The sequence below is a fragment of the Allolucifera butyrica genome, from assembly GCF_900476375.1.
Lineage (GTDB): Bacteria > Bacillota > Negativicutes > Sporomusales > UPPP01 > Lucifera > Lucifera butyrica.
This window is the reverse complement of the sequence record NZ_UPPP01000055.1, coordinates 94126-115564: the sequence shown is the minus strand read 5'-3', so window position 1 is coordinate 115564 and position 21439 is coordinate 94126. Positions and strand designations below refer to the sequence as shown.

Below are 21439 nucleotides of genomic sequence, written 5' to 3'. Positions count from 1 at the left end.
CCGGAAAGTATCATGTTTTCTGTGCTAAAGAAATTACCATCCTCAGTATTTTGAATTTTGGGAAAATTCCCATTGGGACCGATTCGAACTTATAAAAATAAACCGGTATTTTAAGGTTCAGAGGAGGGGTTTGCTTTGTCCAAAAGTAAAGAACTTATTATGCAAAAGGTACAGCGTTTCGGCGGTGCCATGTTTACCCCGGTTTTATTATTTTCTTTTTTCGGCATTATGGTTGCATTGTCAATTCTATGTAAGAATCCTGATATTGTCGGCGGTATAGCCGCCAAAGGAACCCTGTGGTATGATTTCTGGTTTATCGTGGAAAAGGGTGCGTGGACTGTTTTTAATCAAATGCCCCTTCTGTTCGCTATCGCCCTGCCGATCGGGCTGGCGCAAAAAAATCATGCCCGGGCTTCTATGGAGACTTTTGTAATTTATATAGTATTCAATTATTATATCTCGGCGATGTTAACCCTATGGGGTCCCTTGTTTGGTGTGGATTATACCCGGGAAGCGGCCAGCGGTTCCGGCCTGGCTATGATTGCCAACATCAAAACGCTGGATATCGGGATGCTCGGAGCCATTTTCATCGCCGCCATATCCGTGTATTTGCATAACAAACTTTTCGATGTTAATCTACCCGATTTTTTAGGTGTTTTCAAGGGTTCTTCCCTCGTAGTTATTGCCGGCTTTTTTATTATGCTCCCCATTGCTTATATTTTTTGCCTGTTTTGGCCGCATGTGCAAATGGGTATCGCTTCCCTGCAGGAATTCTTAAAAGTGAGCGGCGTCTTTGGCGTCTGGCTGTATACCTTTTTAGAGCGGATTTTGATCCCCACCGGACTGCATCATTTTATCTATACCCCGTTTATTTTTGGGCCGGCCGTTGTTGACGGCGGGATTAAACAGTACTTTTTTCAACATTTGAACAGTTTTGCCACATCGGCTCACTCATTGAAAGAAATGTTTCCCCAAGGCGGTTTTGCCTTGCACGGTTCCTCGAAAATGTTTGGTTCCGTCGGGATTGCGCTGGCAATGTACGCAACGGCAAAGCCGGCCAAAAGAAAAGCGATTGCCGGGCTTTTAATTCCAGCCACGCTGACGGCACTGCTCTGTGGAATTACTGAGCCACTGGAATTCACCTTTTTGTTTGTTGCCCCGTTGCTGTTTGCCGTCCATGCCCTTTTAGCGGCAACACTGGCGGCTGTTTCCTACGCCTTCGGTGTTGTCGGTGATTTTGGCGGCGGTCTGATTGAAAATGCCGTACTGAACTGGATCCCGTTATTTAAATATCATGCCTCCACGTATATTACCCAGTTCGTCATCGGCTTTATTTTTACCGGCATCTATTTTGTTGTCTTTCGGTTTCTAATTGTACATTTTGACTTTAAAACGCCGGGACGCAGTGATGATGAAACGACCGACCGGTTATATACCCGAGCCGATTATAAATTAAAAGGTATAAGTGATAACGCCGGCTTGGATGAACGGGACAGAAAAGCAGCCGCATTTCTGGCAGCGTTAGGCGGCAAAGATAATATTGAAGAAGTCACAAATTGCGCCACCCGTCTCAGGGTTACCGTTAAAAACGACAAACTGGTACAGGACGTAAAAGCGTTTACCACTGCCGGAGCGCACGGGTTAGTGCATAACGGCAAAGCAATTCAGGTTATTGTCGGTCTTTCCGTATCTCAACTGAGAGAACGGTTCGAGGCGTTGCTAACGGCAGAACCGGATGGGAGAAAGGAAGCCATGCAACGCAATCAGCAATTTTGACTAATATCCACAGCTCAGTTTTCAATCCGGCATGCAGGCTAAAGCGGCCGAAACAGTGATTGCAACATTTTAAGAAAAAGTATAAAATCACCATCCGATTTGTACATTAAGGGTAGTCCTACGCGGTAAAGCAAAAAGCAAAAGCCCCACACTTATGTGCAGGGCTTCCGGCATCAACCGGGGCATTCAAGATATTGCCCCTTATAAATTTATATATCAAATAATTTTGGCCACTTTTTCAACTTCCGTCGCCGAAGCGACTAAAGACTGCATCGAGGCGGCAATTTCCTCCGTAGCGGCTGCCTGCCTTTCCGCCATCGCCGCATTTTCCTGAACCGTAGTTTTTAGATTTTCGACATCGGTTTTAATCCGATTTAAAATGGCTTTAATATCCTTAACCGCTTCCGCACTGTTAACCGCCATTTTCCTTATTTCTTCCGCCACAACCGCAAAACCGCGCCCGTGTTCCCCCGCCCTGGCAGCCTCAATGGCGGCGTTTAAGCCAAGCAAATTAGAGTTCGACGCAACATCGCTAACAAAGCGGAGTATGTCGTCCGTATTTTTTACTTCCGTAGACACATTTTTACCAACATCCTCGATTTTCACCAAACCTGCCGATAGATGGGTGGCGGCGGCGGCTAATTCTTCCGTCGTAGCCGTCATCTCCTGGGAAGTGGCGGCAAGAGTTGCGGCAACGTCCAGCAAACGCTGCTGGTTCGCCAGGCTGATTCCTGTTGCAATACCGCCAATGAGCTTGCCATTATCATAAATAGGAAAGGATATGGCTCTGATAGGAACTCCATACGCTTCTTTGGGAAGAACTTTTTGCACCGGCTGACCGGTCTTCAGACAATCTCCCAATGAACCGCCTTTAGCAACACCGGTTCCTTCCCTTACGTTCATATCAAATGTTTCTGCGGGAACAAACTTTACTAAAATGCCTTCTGCATCGCAGACCATAACGCAGCAATCCAAAGGAACAATTTTTTGAATCGTATCTGCAGCTTTAATTAATGCATCGTATTCTGATATTTCCGGCACCGGCCTATACCTCCTCAGTAATCACTCTAATAATGATTATAACACAATATATTTCTATAAACCAAGACATGCTTCGACAAGAACCGAGTGGTATTTAATTCTTATTTTTTATCTCTCCGGTTAAACAATTTTTACGCTTTCTCCTTTTCAGTTCTTCTTAGAACCACTAAGCATTCTTCCTCATAGTATATAGTACAACACGTTTACAGCCGAAAGGAGGATACGCCATGTGGTTTTTTCAAACCAACCGGGTGATTTGGTTCCTGGTGCTGATTATTAGCTTATGGGTTCTACTGTTCCCGGAAGTTTTTGCTACCAGCACCGAATTTACTTCCTAGCTGTTTATCCATCGTATCATCAGAAAAAACAGTCCGTTTCCTTATTTTAAAAACTGGCTAAACCCTTTATTTCATCCGAAGATAAACAATATTGCGAGCTGGTGCCGTTACGCGGGCATCAGCTTGATCTGTTTTGCCGGACGGAATGTTCCGGCAGGCTTGGCTTTCCTCTCCGGCATTAGTACAATGGTATATAATAAAATCTCACATTTCACACCCTGAACTTATAGCGACAATATTTCTCCCAGTTTATAGCCACAAAGTAAATAATAAGTTTATATTTTGTTTAAAATTCCCCCAGTTTATCTTTTTCAGGAGAATTATTGCCGAACGACAGAGGACTGTGAAAAGTGGGACACTATCAAAAAATGGGAGGCTCCTATATGCTTATTTATGCTCATCGCGGTGCCCGCGGTTACGCTCCGGAGAATACTATGGCGGCTTTTCGTATGGCCCTGGAGTGCCGGGCCGACGGTATCGAACTGGATGTACAGGCCACAAAAGACGGAGAACTCGTCATTTGTCACGATCACACCATTGACCGGACCAGTAACGGTAGTGGCTGGCTCCGGAACTTTACCCTGGCCGAACTGAAAACTCTGGATTTTGGCGCCTGGTTTTCACCCCGGTTTGCTGGCGAAACCATCCCGACCTTTGCCGAATTTTTTTCCTGGTATGTAACCACCCCGCTGCTTTTAAATATTGAAATTAAGAACGGCCCGGCCGTCTACGGCGGCATCGAAGAAAAAATCGTGACCATTATGAAGCGGCTGGCACCTCCAGGCTTTGATCTTTACAACCGGATCATTATTTCTTCCTTCTATCATCCTTCCCTGGTTGCCGTGAAAAAACTGGACAACCGTCTCAAAACCGGCGTTTTATTTGAAAGCCGTCCCGTTGATGTACTCAGCCTGATCCGGCAAACCGGAGCGGATTATCTCCATCCTCACTGGCACTACCTGGATTGTGACTGGGTGGCGACAGCTCACAATGCCGGCATCGGCGTCAACTCCTATACCGTCAATGAAGCCGCCGCGTTCACCGCAGCCCGTCAGGCCCAGGTTGACGGAATCTTCAGTGATTACCCCGACCGCTGGCCAGACTTGCCGTAAGAATCCAAGCTTCCCGCGTCATTTACCAGTATTTAACAAGAATTTAACACCCTCTTAACAAGCGGATCCTTTCTGTATAGTATACTGCGATTAGAATCTTTTACCATTAGTAAATGCAGAGGGGATGAATAAAAAGCATGTTTAAAAAGGTTTCTTTATTCATTACGGCAATTATGGCGGCCGGCATTTTCCTTACCGGCTGCGGCAGCAGTCCGGCGAGCAGTACTGCCGGCAACACCAAGCCCGCCGGCGAATTCAAGATGCTGCAGGGTAAAGAACTGGCTGCGGCGATCCAAAAAGAGGGAAAAATTGTTTCGTACGGCATGCCAGACTCCTGGGCTAACTGGAAAGACAGCTGGGTATCCTTCGCCAAACAGTTTGGTATTACCCATACCGACACGGATATGTCCAGCGCCGAGGAAATCGCCAAGTTCAAAGCAGAAAAAGACAATCCCGTTGCCGACCTGGGTGATATCGGAATCGGCTTTGGCGCCAAAGCGAAAGCCGAAGGGGTATCGGCAGTTTACAAAAATAAATACTGGGATGAAATCCCCGCGTGGGCCAAAGACCCGGACGGGCATTGGGCAACTTGGTATACCGGCTCAATCACCTTCCTCGTTAATACGAAACTGGTTAAAGACGTTCCCACTTCCTGGCAGGACCTCCTAAAGCCCGAATACAAACAACAGGTCGTCGTCGGCGATCCCACCAAAGCCAATGAAGCCATGATGGGAGTCCTGGCCGCGGCATTCGCCAATGGCGGTGACGAGGCCAACATTAAACCGGGAATTGACTTTATGGCCAAATTAGCCGCTGAAGGCAACATCAAAGCCATTGACCTGTCCATTGCCAATATCCAGAAAGGGGAAGTCCCGATTGCCATTCTCAATGATTTTAATGCCCTTGGTTACAAGAACCAGTTAAAGATGGATGAACTGAAAGTTGTTGTGCCCACAGATGGCTCTTCCATTTCGGCCTATGTCTACATGATCAACAAAGCGGCACCCCATCCATACGCCGCGCGGGCTATGGTCGATTATATCCTGAGCGACGATGGACAGATCAATCTGGCGAAAGGGTTTGCCCGCCCGATCCGTCCGGTAAAACTGCCGCCGGAAGTCGCTGCCAAACTTCTCCCCGCTTCTGCTTATAAATCGGCCCGTCCGATTAAGGATTTTGCCGCCTGGGAAAAGACAACAAAGGAGTTGCCCGCATTATGGCAGGAAAATGTGCTGAGCAAACTGCAATAACGGCACGACCGGCTTTTAGTTTTAAACAACTGCCGGCAATTAGCTCATTGAAAAGAGGCGGTCGCTGGATCCCTCTTTTTTCCTTCGTAATTCTAATTTCGGCTTTTGAAATTCTGCCGTTCTGCCGTATGCTCCTGTTAAGTCTGGAAGACCCTGCAGGCGGTTTATCCTTATTTCATTATTCCGAAGTGGCAAGCCACCGTTTCTATCTGCTGGCGCTGAAAAACAGTTTCTCCCTGTCCCTAGTTTCCAGTCTCATCGGTCTCAGCATCGGTATGGCAGGCGCCAGCGCCTTGACCAACTTGCCGGAATCGTACCGGAACCATCTGCTGGTCCTTACAAACCTCACCTCTAACTTCGCCGGGGTCCCCCTGGCCTTTGCCTTCATTGTTCTATTAGGCACCAACGGGCTGATGACCTTGGGCTTAAAAGCAGCCGGCATTCCCTTGTATCACTATTTTACGCTATACAGCTGGACCGGTTTGACTTTGATTTACATCTATTTTCAGGTTCCCCTGGCAATTATGCTGCTTTATCCCTCTTTTCTCGGCCTGCGGCCGGAATGGAAAGACGCTGTTCATAATTTAGGCGGCACTACTTTTCATTATTGGTTTCACGTGGGCTTGCCGGCGATCCTGCCGGCTTTAACCGGTACGTTCAGTATTCTGTTTGCCAATGCCATGGGCGCCTACGCTACGGCCTATGCCCTGACCAGCGGCAATTATAATCTGGCGCCGCTGCGCATCGGCAGTCTGGTTGCCGGCAATGTCGACCTGAATCCCAATCTGGCTGCGGCCATCGCCGTATGGCTGATTACCGGCACTCTCGGCATTATGTTTGCCAATCAGGTTCTTATCAGCCTATACCAAAGGAGGCGCAGCCATGGCGGCTAACCAGAAAAGCCTTTGGCCTACTATAACGCTGGGTTGCATTTTGTTATATTTATTTTTGCCCCTTCTGGCCACGTTTCTATTTTCCATTGCCCGGGAATGGCAAACCACCATTCTGCCCACCGGCTATACCTTTGTCTGGTACGGGCGTTTATTCGGCGACCCCGCCTTTTTTCCGGCCCTGGGCCGCAGCCTTATGGTCAGCCTGGCGGCCGCCATTCTCGGAATGACCGTCATCATCCCAACCGTTCTGGTAGTCTTGTTTTATTATCCCCGCCTGGAAACCATGCTGCGTTTTTTGGCCAACCTGCCTTTTGTATTTCCGCCCGTTATCCTCGCCATAGGACTGATTGACCTTTACGGTCACAAACCGCTGGTATTGACCGGAACCATCTGGATACTGCTTGGTTCCTATTTTGTTTTGCTGCTGCCATACATGTACCAGGCAACGGCCAACAGTTTCCGCTCCCTGGATGCGGTCACCCTGGTCATGGCAGCAGAAGGGCTGGGCGCTAACAGGCTGCAGGCTTTTTGCTATGTAATTCTTCCCAACATCCTGCCAGGGATACTGACCGCCTTTTTGCTCTCCTTTTCCGTTTTGTTCGGAGAATTCGTCCTGGCTAATCTGCTGACCGGTTCGGCCTACCAAACCTTACAGCTCTATTTATATAAGGTAAGCTGGGAAAATGGACATTTAGCCAGTGTCATCGTAGTCATTTATTATGTTTTTATATTGGCGGCAACCATGACCATTCTCAGGCTGCAGGAAACCGACGCAAAACGGAAACGGCAGAAGACAGCCGCTGCTGAGGAGGATTATCTAATTGAGTTATCTTGAAATTAACGGACTGAAAAAATGCTTTAAAGACCGCATCGCCCTACAAGACATCCACTTATCCATTGCCCAGGGGGAATTTTTGACCCTGCTTGGCCCCAGCGGCTGCGGTAAAAGTACTCTGTTACGCATTTTAGCCGGCTTTTTGCCCTGTGACAGCGGCATAATCCGTCTGGCCGGACAAGATATTGGCCCTTTGCCGGCCCATAAGCGGGATATGGGCTTTGTCTTTCAGTCTTACGCCCTGTTCCCCAATATGAATGTATTTGATAATGTTGCCTTTGGTTTAAAAATGCGCCGTACCGACACCCAAACCATCGCCCGGCGGGTTACCGGTATCCTGGATACGGTCGGACTGGCCGACCGGGCCCGGCACAGAACGCAGGAACTGTCCGGCGGGCAGCAGCAGCGCGTGGCCCTGGCACGGGCTCTGGCTCCCAGGCCCAAGATTTTACTTTTGGATGAACCACTAAGTGCCCTGGATGCGAAGATTCGCCTTTCCATGCGGGAGTTTATCAAAAGTATTCAACGTCAGCTCAAAATAACCACCATCTTTGTTACCCATGATCAGGAGGAGGCACTCACCCTCTCCGACCGGATCGCTATTATGTGGGATGGCCGGATCATCCAAACCGGAACCCCTGACGAACTGTATCATCACCCCAATTCGCCGTTTGTTGCCCAGTTTGTGGGAACAACCAATTTATTGCCCGTCAGTTGCTTGAATACATTGCAAGGTTCCGTTCCCTTGCCGGTCACGCAGGCAGTTGACCAGCAGGTCCGTTCCGTTTCCATACGGCCGGAATTAATTTCCTTATCCGCTTCCTGCCAGCCCGGCCTGTTGCCGGGTACCATCAAAGCAAAAGCTTTATTGGGAAATGTAATCCGCTATACCGTTCAAATCGAAGATACCGCTCTCCTTGTTGATATGCTGCACAATCCGCTGCAAACAGATCACTTCGCCGAAGGATGCCAGGTCGGAGTCGACATCCCGGCCAGCGCCTGCACCTTCCTAAAATAATTTGCAATCCCCTTTTAACCCTTACATTTTTTGTCATGATTCTGTCATACTTTTCCGTTATACTGAAGCCAAAATGTAAGGGGGGCTTCCAATGAAAAAAACGCTGTTTCTACTGCTTACCGTTTTCCTTTTATCCCTGTCTTCACCCGTCAGCGCCCAATATTATGACTACGATCATGACCGCGGTCACCACCACGACTGGTCGGCCAGGGCGTATCATCATGGCTGGTATAGAACGGACTATGCTCCGGTACCGTTCCGCTGGCATGAACGCCGTGCCTTTTTCCCGCCCGGCCATATGGCACGGGTTTATGATCAGGACTGGGTCGACCGTTTCCCGGGATTACACGCCTATCGCTGGGAAAACCGTTATTCTGATGCTTTCTGGTACCGCGGGCGCCGCATAACCGACGCCGTATTATTTTATAATGATGACGACGAATTAGTCAGTGTAGGCTTTATGCACAACGGTTCATTTATTTTCCTGCGGGATGACCGTAACGGATACGAAAGCCATGATTCTTTCTTCTTTTCCTGGTGGAGCCGCTAAAAACTTCTGAATTCAGGGCGCGAATTTTTTTATAATGAAGGCAGTGCATTTCTATTTATAATGCGCTGCCTTCTTTTATCTATTATATTAAATTCCGGCATAGTAAAAGAAAATTCTGGAAAGTTGCAGCTTCCCAGTGTATAGTAATAAATAGAGAGATACTCTCCGGAACATATCGAAGGCTAGGAGGTCGGAGTATGAACGAAAAAATTGAGGCTGGCTTCTTTACCGTGTTTAACCGGCAGGAGAACATCTTGGAAAACTATGACCACTATGAGGAACGTAAACTTTCCGACATGCACAGGTATTTCGCGGCGGAAGACATTCGCCAGCAAATGGCTCTCGCCAACAATGAGGTAATCTATCGCGTGTACAAAAAAACGGCTCCCCTTATCGCAGGAGAGCTGGAGCAGGCCGTCACTGTGATCAATCCGGGTCAGGTGAACGGGGAATTTTTCATGACCAAGGGACATTATCACATTAATGAAAAATGTTCGGAAGTCTTTTTCACCCTAAAAGGAGAAGGACTTCTGCTCCTACAGAAAGGTCAGGAAACAAAGTGGTTAGAAATGAAACCGGACGTTATAACCTACATTCCAGCCGGCTGGGGACACCGGACCATTAATACCTCCCTGTCGGAGCCGTTTGTGTTTATCGCTTTCTGGCCGGCCAACGCCGGGCATAATTATCAAAAAAGTCTCGATGAGCCCTTTGGCCGGCGCGTGTTCTTTTATAACGGGTCTTATATCGTATCCAAAGTATTATAAATTCCGCAACAAGGACGGACGATGCCCGCACGGCCTTGTCATAATGATTGGCAAGATATAGCAACCGGTGAAGAGATCTCTTCCCGGTTGCTTTTTCCTATGTTATAGAAATGATCAACAACCACAGTCCGTTATCATGAAGGAAAGGGGAAATTGGGGATAATACGAAAACCTCCGATACCCGGGATGGTAGTAACCGCCAAACCGGCGATAGTGGTGGCAATGGCGCCGATAACGGCGACGGCACCAGTAGTTATCGAAGCAAGTCGGCCACCCGTAACCGACACAGCCCCGGCCCGTATCAAAAACAATATATTGGCGATAGGGTGTACTATTAAAAAAATAGTTCATACTACACCTCCTTCCCTGCCATTCATTCGGCAATCTATTATATTTTATGTCAAGGCAGCCGGTTTGGTTCGGGTAACCCTAAATAAAAAAAGACCAATCAAGCGGCGGGGAAAGTACCAGGAACAAGCCCAGTACAATCACCGCTCATAAGATTGGTCTTTTCCAACAAATTAAGGAAGAAACATTACAGCCATCCGCGCAAGCGCATGGCCTCGGACAGCCGCTCCAGCGCCACGATATAGGCCCCGACCCGCAAGCTGGTCCGATAGCGTTCCGCCGCTTCGTATACCTTGGCGAAAGCATCGACCATCATGTCTTCCTGGCGGGCATGGACTTCTTTTTCCGTCCAATAATACCGGTATAAATTCTGCACCCATTCAAAATAGCTTACCGTAACTCCACCGGCGTTAGCCAAAATATCCGGGATCACCATAATTTCTCTGCCGGCCAGAACGGAATCCGCATCCGGCGTTACCGGTCCATTAGCCCCTTCGGCAATAATGCGGGCCTGAATCCGGTCTGCATTGCCGGATGTAATCTGTCCCTCCAGGGCGGCCGGAACCAGTACGGTAACCGGCAATTCCAGCAATTGTCCGTTGGTCATGGTCTCCGCCCGCCTGTAGCCGGCCACGGAACCGGTCTCTTTTACATGCCGTTCTATGTCATAGGGATCCAGACCCTGCTGGTTATAAATGGCGCCATACATATCACTAACTGCAACTATTTTCGCCCCGGCATCGAAAAGCAGTTTCGCCGAGAAACCGCCCACGTTGCCAAATCCCTGCACAGCCACAGTGGCCTCTTTCATAGGAATGGCCATTTTTTTAAAGGCTTCCCGGATGCAAAACATAACTCCCCGGCCGGTGGCTGAACCCCGTCCGGCCGAACCGCCTACGGTCTTAGGTTTACCGGTAATTACACCGGGTACGTTATAGCCCTGATATTTACTATATTCATCCATCATCCAGGCCATCATCCGGGAGTCCGTATTTACATCCGGAGCCGGAATATCCTGATGTTCGCCAATCACCGGCATAATTTTTTGCATATAACTCCGGGCCAGGCGCTCCAGTTCAGACCGGGACAATTTCCGGGTGTCAACGATGACGCCCCCTTTGCCGCCACCGTAAGGCAGATTGAGAACGGCGCACTTAAAAGTCATCCAGAAAGCAAGGGTTTTTACTTCATCCATCGTTACCCCGGGATGGAAGCGGATGCCCCCCTTAGCCGGTCCCAGTGCGGTATTATGCTGCGAGCGATACCCGGTAAAGATCTCCAGCCGTCCGTCATCCATTCTGACAGGAATATGCACTTCCAATGTCCGTTCCGGATGAGCCAACAGGCTGGATACATTTTGGTCAAGTCTTAGAATTTGGGATGCCTGTTCCAGCGGTTTTTTTGCCATTTCAAAAATATTCTGCATTTTAGCACCTCCACTTGTATGGTATCGCGATTTTTCCCTCCTGTCTAGTGCTTTTTGTACACAAAATACACTACAAATCAAAATAAATATTTCACTGAGTACACATGTACCCGGGATATGTTCCCCTATAAACTATCTTTCCACCACTCCCCCCTATTATGAGCAGATACTGTAATAAGAAAAACCGCTAACGCGTTTTTTCGTAATTGGAAATTGGTAATTGGGTTTTGGAAAAAGAGACCATGATTCATAAGAGCTCGTGATACAAAGTTTGGAGCGAAGGTTACGAGGGTAAAAAAAAACCGCGGCCGCGGTTTTTTCTTTTAATGATTCGTTTGTTGTTCCGATATTTGCTGAATAAATGCAACCAGGGCCACGGTACGCGGTCCTACCGTCTTTAAGTCGGCATACTCATCCGGCGTATGTTCTTTGCCATTTTCCACGCCCAGCGCATCAATGGTGGGGGCGTAACGGGCGGCCAGATTTCCGTCAGTAATTCCCCCGGCTACCCATTCAACCACTTGCGCATAGTACTCCCGCTGCACAACTTCCTTGTAGGTATTTACCAACTGCTGAACCTGCGGTGTCTTCTCCATGGGCCCCATGGAAATCTTACCGCTGATTTTAACCTTGGTTCCGGGAACAAGGCTCTTCTCGGCCAAGGCTTTGATTTCCCTATCCAGTCGTTCCAATTCCGACATTTTGTAACTGCGCACCTCAAACTTGGCAAAAGCATTGTCGGGGATAACATTGATTTTCTGGTTGGTTGTACCGATCATGCCTACATTAATAGTATTTTCAGGAATAAACTGTCCATAGTCCATAATTCCCTGCTCTTGCAATCTGTCCGGGGTAAGACTCAGCGGATCGCGGGGCAGTGTGCTCGCCAGGGAAAACAGTTGGGTAATTTGATTGCCCAACTCCATGGTGGCACTGGCTGTACGGTATGGTACATTGCCGGCATGACCGGCAATGCCTTCTACTTTGACTTCATATTTGGCACTGCCTTTGCGGCGGGTCACAATGCCCCAATTAGGCCGGGCCGTATCCATAATAATAACCAAATCCGCCTGTTTGGCCAATTCAATGATAATATCACTTGAGGTTTTTGAACCCGTTTCTTCTTCCGCATTATAATACAGCATAATTTCACCGTATTTGTCATACTGCAATTTCTGGAGCGCCTTCATAATATAAAGAGTCTGCACGACGGTTGCTTTATCGTCCCCCACACCCGGACCATACGCTTTCATTGTCTGCTCATCAAAGTGGAAGGGACGCTTTTGCACCTCTCCTTTGGGAAAAACGGTATCGGTATGGGCAATCATCAAAATCCGCCGGGTTCCCGTTCCTTTAAAGCGGCTGATCACATGGGTTCCCCTGGTGTTATTACGGAATTCCACCTTACCGCCGGCCTCTTCCAGCCGTTGTTTTAAAAAATCGGCAATTTTCGCACTGCCTTCCGCGTCGCCTGTACCCGAATCAATATTTGTAATTGTTTCCAGATCCTTCAGATAATCTGCGAACTGGCCAGCCACCAGCTCTTTTAAGGTACTCACAGGACTTCCTCCTTTTTCCATTCCGGTATGTATAATAGTTTACTCGTTTTAGTTAGTATTCCCTGCCGCCGCCAATAGGTTGCCACAGAAAAATTTATCTGTCCCACTTTTCGTAAGTCTGGCATTCGACAATAATTCTCCTAGGAAAGTTCTGCATAAAAATAGTTGAAGACCTGGCGCTGCCAAGTCTTCTTAGGCCGGCGGAAGCCGCAGCCACTTGTTGTCTCGCAGCTTTGCTTCCCCATTGAAGCCGTTGTATCCGTTTTTTGATCCAACCTATAACTGACGGTACTGCTTTTGACCCTGTTCGTAAAAATTCTCACCCCGGCTGTCAATTGCTACAATGGCCGGAAAATTTTCCACACGGAGCTTGGCAATTGCCTCGGTTCCCAGGTCGGCATACGCTACTACATCGTAGCTTTTGACTGCTTTGGCGATCAAAGCTGCCGCCCCGCCGATCGCCGCAAAATATACTGCCCCATGCTGCTGCATGGCCGCTACTACCTCCGATGAACGGTAGCCCTTGCCGACCATACCTTTTAAACCTTGATCCAGGAGGCGTACCGTATACGCATCCATACGCCCGCTTGTCGTCGGACCGGCGGAACCAATCGCCTGACCGGGTTTAGCCGGAGCCGGTCCAACATAATAGATGATCTGGTCTTTGAGCTCAACAGGCAGCTTGTCACCACGGTCCAGGGCTTCCATCATCCGTTTATGGGCGGCATCCCGTCCAGTATAAATCACACCCGAAATAAGCACACTGTCCCCGGCCCTCAGCTTGCGCGCAGTTTCTCCGGTCAGCGGCGTCGTAATATGAATGGGTTGTGTCATGGCCCTTCACACTCCTTAGAGTTCAATTTCAGCGTGCCGCGTGGCATGACAATTAATATTGACTGCCACCGGCAAACCGGCAATATGCGTCGGATAATATTCAATATTTACCGCCAGTGCCGTAATCCGGCCTCCTAATCCCTGTGGTCCGACTCCCGTCCGGTTAACCAGGCTCAGAAGCTCTTCCTCGAGCCGGGCATATTCCGGCTGGGAATTGTGCCGGTTAACCGGACGCAGCAATGCCTTTTTCGCCAAGAATGCTGCTTTTTCCATTGTTCCGCCGACACCCATACCAATGACAATCGGCGGGCAGGGGTTCGATCCGGCCTGAAATACCGTATCAACGACAAACTTTTTTACTGCTTCCACGCCGTCAGACGGTTTAAACATTTTTAAAGCACTCATGTTCTCGCTGCCAAATCCTTTGGGGGCCAATGTAATCCGGACCCGATCTCCGGGAACCACCGTAACATGCAATACCGCCGGCGTGTTATCGCCTGTATTCCTGCGTTGGAACAAGGGCTCGGCCACCACCGATTTACGCAGGTATCCTTCGGCATAGCCCTTTGCCACCCCGGCATTGACCGCTGCCGTCAAATCGCCGTTTATAACATGCACATCCTGCCCCAATTCCATAAAAACCACGGCCATACCCGTGTCCTGACAAATCGGCATGGCTTCCTCCCGTGCTATGCAGGCATTACTGATCAACTGACCCAGAATTTCCCTGCCCAAAGGGGACTCTTCTTTTTGCTCTCCCGCTTTTAATGCCTCGAAGATATCGTCCGACAGATAATAATTGGCGTCAACCGCCAATTTCGCGATTGCTTCTGTAATTTCCGCCGCCTCCAGCGTACGCATCGGCAAGCCCTCCTTATTCCTTCTGCACTCTATTATATATTTCCCCAATATCGGAAAATTTTCCTGCCGATTATGCCAGAATAGGCTGATCATAGCTCCGTACTATCCTGAACCGGCCAGGTAAAACAAAACGTCGCTCCTTCCCCCTCCTGGGAGTGGACTGTTATCTGACCGCCCTGTCCCTCTACGATCTTTTTGACCAAAGCCAGGCCAACGCCGGTACTTTCAACCCTGTCCCGCGGCTGCAGGGTCTGAAACATTTCAAAAATTTTTTCATGATACACCGGAGCAATCCCCGGCCCGTCATCAGCCACGGTAAACGCATAACAGCTGTCTTCCCGTTTGCCGGCAATAACTACATTCCCCCCGACGGGACGGTTATGATATTTAACGGCATTACCGATCAAATTCGCAAATACCTGGCGCAGCCGCACTCTCTCCGCAGTAATTACGGGCAAACTTCCTTCTATTCTTACGCTAAGTCCCCCCAAAGGCTCCAATTCCTGAACAATGTCCTGCACCATCTCTTCCACATCAACCGGTTCGGCGCCGGTAACAATCCGGCCAACCCTGGAGTATTGCAGAATCCCTTCGATTAAATTTTCCATCCGCTTTACCCGTCCCCGCAGCAATTCCATATGACGCCGGGTCTCTCCCGTTATAACCGGTCCCAGATCATCTTCCATCCATTGAGACAGATTGGCAATCGCCCGCAGCGGCGCCTTTAAGTCGTGCGAAGCAACATAGGCAAACTGGTCAAGCTCCCGGTTTCTTTTTTCCAGCGTCACCATAGAATTCTCCAGTTCCTGCCGCTTGCCCGACAAGTCCTCTTCCCGGGAACGGACGGCCTCACTCATGGTTTGGAAATGACCGGCCAGCTCATCAAACTCTTTAAAGTCACCTGTCGGTACAACCAGGTCATAGCAGCCGTCGGCAATCTGCCGGGTGTGATTCGTCAGATCCGCCAGAGGGTTCAATATTTTTCGCAAAAGCCACAAAGCTAAAAAGAGCGCCAGTGCAACAGCAAGACAAGAGCCGGCAATAAAAATATTACGCATTGCTTCTACCGGCCGGAAGGCCTGGGCCGCACTCTGAAACACGCCAACCCGCCAGCCCGTCCGGTTGACGGCAACCAGACTGATCAATGTATCCTGCCCTTGTACCATATCCCGATAGGTGCCCGACTGTACCCGCAGGCTCCGGCGGACAAAGCCCGCATCGCCTAAATTCGTCCGTTCATTGACCAGTCTCCGGTCCGAATGACCGATAATCGTCCCTTCTTTATCAATGATACCGCCCCATACCGGGGCATCCCGTGTCGCCTGAATACATACATCGCTCAGCCAGCCCAGATTTAAAAAACCTACTACCATTCCCGCCGATGTAGGTAAAGTAACCGTGAGGGTCGGCTGACCGGTCTGCTGGGAAATGAATACGGGTGACCAGTAGATCACCCCGGTACTCAGCGCTTCCTTATAAAACGGCTGCCCCGCCATGCTGATACCCGTATAATGGGGCCGGTAGGGAGCAATATACCGTACTCTCCCGTCCCGGTTCAATATTTGAAGACTTTCAAAATAAGGATAATTTCGGATCCATGCTTCCAGATATCTTTGCTTTCGCTCATCGACTCTACTGACTTCCATAACGGCGTCAACCTGCCGTAAAGCCATTTCTGCATCTTGTAAAAAAGCATCTACCTGATCGGCCATGGAAGAAGCCAGCAGCAAGTTTTTACTGGTAATCTGCCTATCCAGTTCCTTGGTTAAAAGCTGCAGCGTCAAGATACTGATTGCTGCCAGCGGTACTACAACCAGTAAGAGAAACTGCATGGTAAGAACCCGGGTTAAACTTCTGCTATTGCTCATCCTTCCAATCCACCTTTACAAACTTCCCGTTTTGAACGGTAATAATATTGGATTCATTAATGGTGTCACCATTTTCGTCAATAACAAAATGTCCCCATAAGCCGTCAAAAACCCGATGATTGATAATTGCCTGTTTGATCTCTTCCGGCCGTCTGCCGGCAGCCAAACCCCGGAATAACACCCGGACCGCCTCATAACCGTAGGCTGCAGCATAGCCAGGCAGCCGGCCAAACCGTTTGTAAAAGGCCTGTTTAAACTTTAAGTAGTTACTGCTGCGGCTCTCTAAATCGGCGGGATGGGCAAAAACAACTCCTTCCGCCGCCGGTCCTCCATGGTTAATAAAATCCGGTGTCATAGCCCAGCCGCTGGATAAGATGGGTATATGGTCATTCTGCATCCGGACCTGCTGGGAAAATAATGCCGAGTCGACGGCACCGGCTACAATTAGCACTCCGTCAGGGTGCCCGGCGAGCATGGCTTGAATGGTGTCCCAAAAATCCGCTTCTCTATTGGTATGGAAACGATCAATATCGATTACCCTGCCGCCAAGTTTCTCGAAACGAAATTTAAAATACGTAGTCCACTGCATGGCATATTCCGCATTGGACATATCATATAAAATGGCGATTCGCCGCAAATGTAATTTGCGTCTGGCATAATCCGCCTGTAAGCTGGCTGTGTCCGCTAAGTCGGGAATCACCCTGATAAAGTAGTCGTCCAACCCGCTTATTCTCGGGTTGGTGGCCGTCGGGCTGATAAGAAGCATCCTGGCTGCATTGATCTGAGGTAAGGCAGCCACCGTCATGGAACTGGTCACATGACCGATAATGGCTGAAACCCCCTGGCTAATCAGTTCCCGGTCGACCCGGATTGCTTCGTGGGCATTATTATGGTCGTCTTTGACAATAAGTTTCACCGGTCTGCCATGAATTCCACCGGCCCGGTTCGTTTCTTCCACGGCCAGCATGACTCCGTCCCGGCTGTCAATACTAAGATCGGAAATCCGGCCTGTCAGACTCCCGGCGAAACCGATTTGGATTGGCCGCGGTGAGGTACCGCCCCAAACAAAGACGATAACGCCAATTATGAGCAGCCCCCCACCAAGGATCCATCTCCATCCTTTCATTTCGCCGCCCCCTTCTGACGATCTATTCCAGGTAAAGTCCGACAAATCCTACCAGAATTACCTAAAATCAGCAGTTTTTTAGGAAAAACCGCTAACGTCGGCTCGTGGCGCAGGGATGACAAAATACAAAGACTCGCTCCAAATAAAGAGAACGGCAATCCTGCCGTTCCCCGTTTGTTTCATTTTGATTTTTTGGCTTGTTTGTTTTTAGGGGTTTTAACTGCTTCAGCCGCTTTGGTTGTCCCCTGGGCCGCGTCTTTTCCGCCAGTTTCGCCCGTGTTTTTCATGCACGGCTCACCTCCTCCCGTATTTATAGCGTTAGCATTACCCAAATAGCCGGCCACCCATTCATGAGATACTAAAAACAGGCCGGGTTTGCACACCGGCCTGTTCTTAGTATCTTATTTCTTTACTATCAGTTCCAGGGCAACGGGAATGCTGGCCGGAACCGTTTCTTTCGCCATGATCTTCTTCGCTGTTTCAATGCTTATTTTTCCCATATCTTTCGGCTTCTGCGCCACAGTAGCGGCCATAGAACCGTCTTTTACCGCTTTTACAGCATCCGCAGTAGCGTCAAAACCAACTACCAGAATCCCCGTGCGGTTAGCCGCCTTGATGGCTTCGAGAGCCCCGAGGGCCATTTCATCATTATGGGCAAATACAGCGTTGATTTCCGGATTGGCCTGCAGGATATTTTCCATTACCTTCATGCCTTTGGCCCGGTCAAAATCGGCGGGCTGTTGGGCAACAACACTAATACCGGCAACGCCCTGAATGGCTTCATGGAACCCTTTACCCCGGTCATTGGCGGCAGACGTGCCGGGCAAACCCTGAAGCTCAACCACTTTGCCCTTTCCACCCAGTCTATCCACAATCAATTGACCGGCCATTTTGCCACCGGCAACATTATCGGAAGCAATGGTTGTTACTACTTTACCGCCGGCGGCGCCGCGGTCCACGGTGATAACCGGAATATTGGCCTTATTGGCCGCTTCAATTGCCGGTACGATCGCCTTGGAATCCACCGGATTCACAATAATAACGCTTACTTTTTGCTGAATCAGGTCCTCAATATTATCCATTTGTTTACTGGCATCATTTTGCGCATCCATTACGACCAGGTCCATCCCATTGGCATCGGCGGCTGCTTTCGCTCCGTCCTTTACATCAACAAAAAACGGATTATTTAGCGTAGAAAGCGCCAGTCCGATAACGGGTTTCTTCTTAGCCTGATCCGCCGCCTTTGGCGTGCTGCCGCAGCCGGCGAGCAAGCTTACGCTAAACACAACAACCAGAAGAATCGCCCAAAAACTTTTTTTACCTCTAAACACTGTGTTTTCCCCCTTTTAACTTCTCCAAAATTTAACTGAGGCACTCCCGATTCTGCTCAAGCACCTCCCTTAGCCCGTTTGCGGTCCAGCATAACAGCCAATAAAATAACAGCACCTTTGGCTACCTGCTGGTAAAAGGATGATACATTCAACAGATTGAGGCCGTTATCGAGCACTCCGATAATCAATGCCCCAACCAGCGTGCCTCCAATTGTACCTACACCACCCGACAGGCTGGTACCGCCCAATACTACCGCGGCGATGGCGTCCAGCTCAAATCCCATGCCCGCCGTAGGCTGGGCGGAATCCAGCCGGGAGGTCAGAATGATGCCGCTTAATCCAGATAATAAGCCGCATAAACCGTAAACCCAAATAAGAACTTTTTTAGTGTTGATACCGGATAAACGGGTCGCTTCTTCATTGCCGCCGATTGCATAGACGTACCGGCCAAAACGGGTCTTGCGCAGCATGACATAACCGGCGAGGAAAATAAGAGCCATAATAATGACCGGTACAGGAATACCGGCGATGTAACCGCCGCCAATAAACCGGAACGTATCGGCCAGTCCGCTGATGGGACGCCCGTCGGTATAAACCAGAGTATAGCCCCTGGCTATGGTCATCATACCCATCGTAGCAATAAAAGGCGGCACATTTTGTTTGGTAATTATAAGTCCGTTGATCAAGCCAAGGACAATCCCAACCAAGAGGCCGGCAAACACGGCAACGGCAACGGTTTGCCCGGCAGTCAGCAGTCCGGCGGAAATACTGCCGGCCAGCGCAACAATGGATCCGACGGACAAATCAATCCCGCCCGTCAAAATAACCAGCGTCATGCCCACGCTGATAATTGCATTTAAAGAAACCTGACGGGTTACATTCAAACAATTGTTAACCGTAAGAAATCGGTCCGACAAAAGCGTCAAGATAAGGCATAACAGCATCAGACCCAGAAACGGCCCCATTTTGCGCAGCATAGTATTCTGTTTCCACGTTGATATCAGCATGAATTCACTCTCCCCCCGCGGCATAGGCCATGATTGTTTCCTGGGTTGCTTGCGCTACCGGCATTTGCGCACTAATCCGGCCGCGGTGCATTACCAGCACCCGGTCACTCATCCCCAATATTTCCGGCAGTTCGGAAGAAATCATCACAATGCCAACCCCGGCCGCTGTCAACATATTCATAATTTGATAAATCTCAGCTTTGGCTCCTACATCCACACCCCGTGTCGGCTCATCCATAATAAGAACCTTCGGGGCAGTGGACAGCCACTTGGCAATAACCACCTTCTGCTGGTTACCGCCGCTTAAGTTTCTCACCAGCTGCCACCTACCCGGGGTACGGATCTTTAGTTTTTCAATGTGCTCACTGACCGCTTCTTCCTCTTTTGATTGATCAATAAGCCAATGCCGGCTTAATTGTTTCAAAAAAGCCAGGGAAACGTTTTCCCCAACCGGCAAATCCAGCACCAGTCCCTGTTGTTTCCGGTCTTCCGTAATTAAGGCAATCCCCGCCCGGATGGCATCCGCCGGAGAATGAATCGTCTGCAGCCTGCCGCCAACATAGATCTCGCCGCTTACCTGAGGATCTGCCCCAAAGACAGCCCGGGCCAACTCAGTCCGTCCGGCGCCCATCAAGCCGGCAATCCCTACGATTTCCCCCGCCCGGACAGCAAAAGAAATATCTTCTAATTTCCCGGGACGGGACAAATGTTCCACCCGCAGCACTTCTCCGCCAAGAATGCAGGGCTGTTTGGGAAACCGGGCGATCATATCGCGTCCCACCATCATTTTTACCAGTTGGTCGAAGGTTGCTGCCGAGGTGGCAACGGTCCCCACATAGGTACCGTCACGCATGACCGTAATCCGGTTACTTAGGGCAAACAATTCTTCCATGCGGTGAGAAATATAGACAATTCCGACCCCTCCCGCCGCCAGGCGGCGGATAACCCCGAACAAATGCTCCGTTTCCCCTTCCGTAAGAGCGGCAGTCGGTTCGTCCATAATCAAAATTTTAGTTTGATAGGTCAGAGCCTTGGCAATTTCCACCATTTGCTGTTCACCAATGCTCAGGGACGACACGATGGACAGGGGCGAAATTGCCGTTCCCAATTCTTTTAATACTGCGGCCGCCTTTCTTTTCATGGCTTCTTCGTCAATAAACCCCACCGGCGTCAGCGGCTCCCGACCTAAATACATATTGCCCATAACCGTCAGTTCCGGCACCAGATTGAGTTCCTGATGAATAATGCCGATACCCAGTGCCTGAGCCTGGCGCGGGTTATGAATCTCAACGGGCCGGCTGTCTAAAAGGATATCCCCGGCATCTTTCCGGTAAACACCACTTAGTATTTTCATCAGAGTGGACTTGCCGGCGCCGTTCTCTCCCAATAAAGCGTGAATTTCGCCGGCAAAAAGGGAAAAATCGACTTTATCGAGTGCTTTTACGCCGGGAAAGAATTTGGAAATCCCCCGCATTGCTAAAATTTCCTTCACAATCAGG

Annotated in this window: 20 protein-coding genes; 8 read left to right on the top strand and 12 right to left on the bottom strand. The window is 49.5% G+C overall.

All coding sequences use genetic code 11. The annotated features are described in order from the left end of the window. Nucleotides 1-135: 135 nt before the first annotated feature. Nucleotides 136-1776: an alpha-glucoside-specific PTS transporter subunit IIBC gene (locus LUCIF_RS03155; RefSeq protein ID WP_122626421.1), complete on the top strand. Its 1641-nt coding sequence runs from the start codon at nt 136-138 to the stop codon at nt 1774-1776. Between the two features lie 216 nt (nt 1777-1992). On the opposite strand, the gene LUCIF_RS03150 is transcribed toward LUCIF_RS03155, so the two are convergent. Continuing rightward, on the bottom strand, nt 1993-2817 hold the full coding sequence (locus LUCIF_RS03150; protein ID WP_122626420.1) for a methyl-accepting chemotaxis protein: 825 nt from the start codon (nt 2815-2817) through the stop codon (nt 1993-1995). Nucleotides 2818-3538: 721 nt separating this feature from the next. On the opposite strand from LUCIF_RS03150, the gene LUCIF_RS03145 reads away from it, so the two are divergent. The 7 genes from LUCIF_RS03145 (at nt 3539) to LUCIF_RS03115 (ending at nt 9580) form a co-directional block, all read left to right on the top strand. Beyond that, nucleotides 3539-4267 (top strand): glycerophosphodiester phosphodiesterase, encoded by a 729-nt coding sequence (locus LUCIF_RS03145; protein WP_122626419.1) that lies wholly within the window; start codon nt 3539-3541, stop codon nt 4265-4267. 137 nt (nt 4268-4404) lie between these two features. Next, nucleotides 4405-5517 (top strand): extracellular solute-binding protein, encoded by a 1113-nt coding sequence (locus tag LUCIF_RS03140; protein WP_122626418.1) that lies wholly within the window; start codon nt 4405-4407, stop codon nt 5515-5517. Next, the gene (locus LUCIF_RS03135; protein ID WP_122626417.1) at nt 5484-6410 is read left to right on the top strand and encodes an ABC transporter permease; all 927 of its coding nucleotides are present in this window, start codon (nt 5484-5486) and stop codon (nt 6408-6410) included. The genes LUCIF_RS03140 and LUCIF_RS03135 overlap by 34 nt, the downstream gene beginning before the upstream one ends. Next, the gene (locus tag LUCIF_RS03130) at nt 6400-7245 is read left to right on the top strand and encodes an ABC transporter permease (protein WP_122626416.1); all 846 of its coding nucleotides are present in this window, start codon (nt 6400-6402) and stop codon (nt 7243-7245) included. Before LUCIF_RS03135 ends, LUCIF_RS03130 begins: the two co-directional genes overlap by 11 nt. Next, nucleotides 7232-8263, top strand: a complete 1032-nt coding sequence (locus LUCIF_RS03125) for an ABC transporter ATP-binding protein (protein ID WP_122626415.1) — start codon at nt 7232-7234, stop codon at nt 8261-8263. Before LUCIF_RS03130 ends, LUCIF_RS03125 begins: the two co-directional genes overlap by 14 nt. Nucleotides 8264-8354: 91 nt before the next feature. After that, nucleotides 8355-8813 carry a hypothetical protein gene (locus tag LUCIF_RS03120; protein WP_122626414.1) on the top strand — a complete coding sequence of 153 codons (459 nt, stop codon included), beginning with the start codon at nt 8355-8357 and terminating at the stop codon, nt 8811-8813. Nucleotides 8814-9010: 197 nt separating this feature from the next. Further along, on the top strand, nt 9011-9580 hold the full coding sequence (locus tag LUCIF_RS03115; protein ID WP_122626413.1) for a glucose-6-phosphate isomerase family protein: 570 nt from the start codon (nt 9011-9013) through the stop codon (nt 9578-9580). 114 nt (nt 9581-9694) lie between these two features. Here LUCIF_RS03115 and LUCIF_RS25790 read toward each other — a convergent pair whose 3' ends face one another. From LUCIF_RS25790 to LUCIF_RS03065, 11 genes are all read right to left on the bottom strand, one after another. After that, the gene (locus LUCIF_RS25790; RefSeq protein WP_126720566.1) at nt 9695-9931 is read right to left on the bottom strand and encodes a hypothetical protein; all 237 of its coding nucleotides are present in this window, start codon (nt 9929-9931) and stop codon (nt 9695-9697) included. 184 nt (nt 9932-10115) lie between these two features. Beyond that, on the bottom strand, nt 10116-11354 hold the full coding sequence (locus tag LUCIF_RS03105) for a Glu/Leu/Phe/Val family dehydrogenase (RefSeq protein WP_122626411.1): 1239 nt from the start codon (nt 11352-11354) through the stop codon (nt 10116-10118). Nucleotides 11355-11677: 323 nt separating this feature from the next. Continuing rightward, entirely contained in the window at nt 11678-12913 is a 1236-nt protein-coding gene (locus LUCIF_RS03100; RefSeq protein ID WP_165865867.1) for a M20/M25/M40 family metallo-hydrolase, read from the bottom strand. Then, entirely contained in the window at nt 12910-13038 is a 129-nt protein-coding gene (locus LUCIF_RS26945; protein WP_279386942.1) for a hypothetical protein, read from the bottom strand. Before LUCIF_RS26945 ends, LUCIF_RS03100 begins: the two co-directional genes overlap by 4 nt. 151 nt (nt 13039-13189) lie before the next feature. Beyond that, nucleotides 13190-13747 (bottom strand): Fe-S-containing hydro-lyase, encoded by a 558-nt coding sequence (locus LUCIF_RS03095; RefSeq protein ID WP_122626409.1) that lies wholly within the window; start codon nt 13745-13747, stop codon nt 13190-13192. Nucleotides 13748-13762: 15 nt separating this feature from the next. After that, complete coding sequence (locus LUCIF_RS03090; RefSeq protein ID WP_122626408.1) at nt 13763-14608, bottom strand: fumarate hydratase; 846 nt, start codon at nt 14606-14608, stop codon at nt 13763-13765. Between the two features lie 89 nt (nt 14609-14697). Then, nucleotides 14698-16476: a sensor histidine kinase gene (locus tag LUCIF_RS03085; protein WP_122626407.1), complete on the bottom strand. Its 1779-nt coding sequence runs from the start codon at nt 16474-16476 to the stop codon at nt 14698-14700. Then, nucleotides 16466-17602, bottom strand: coding sequence for an ABC transporter substrate-binding protein (locus tag LUCIF_RS03080; RefSeq protein WP_122626406.1), 1137 nt, complete (start codon nt 17600-17602; stop codon nt 16466-16468). Before LUCIF_RS03080 ends, LUCIF_RS03085 begins: the two co-directional genes overlap by 11 nt. 401 nt (nt 17603-18003) lie before the next feature. Further along, the gene (gene rbsB, locus LUCIF_RS03075) at nt 18004-18933 is read right to left on the bottom strand and encodes a ribose ABC transporter substrate-binding protein RbsB (protein ID WP_122626405.1); all 930 of its coding nucleotides are present in this window, start codon (nt 18931-18933) and stop codon (nt 18004-18006) included. A gap of 56 nt (nt 18934-18989) precedes the next feature. Continuing rightward, nucleotides 18990-19940: an ABC transporter permease subunit gene (locus tag LUCIF_RS03070; RefSeq protein ID WP_122626404.1), complete on the bottom strand. Its 951-nt coding sequence runs from the start codon at nt 19938-19940 to the stop codon at nt 18990-18992. A 4-nt stretch (nt 19941-19944) separates the two neighbouring features. After that, entirely contained in the window at nt 19945-21432 is a 1488-nt protein-coding gene (locus LUCIF_RS03065) for a sugar ABC transporter ATP-binding protein (protein WP_207856904.1), read from the bottom strand. Between the last annotated feature and the right edge of the window lie 7 nt (nt 21433-21439).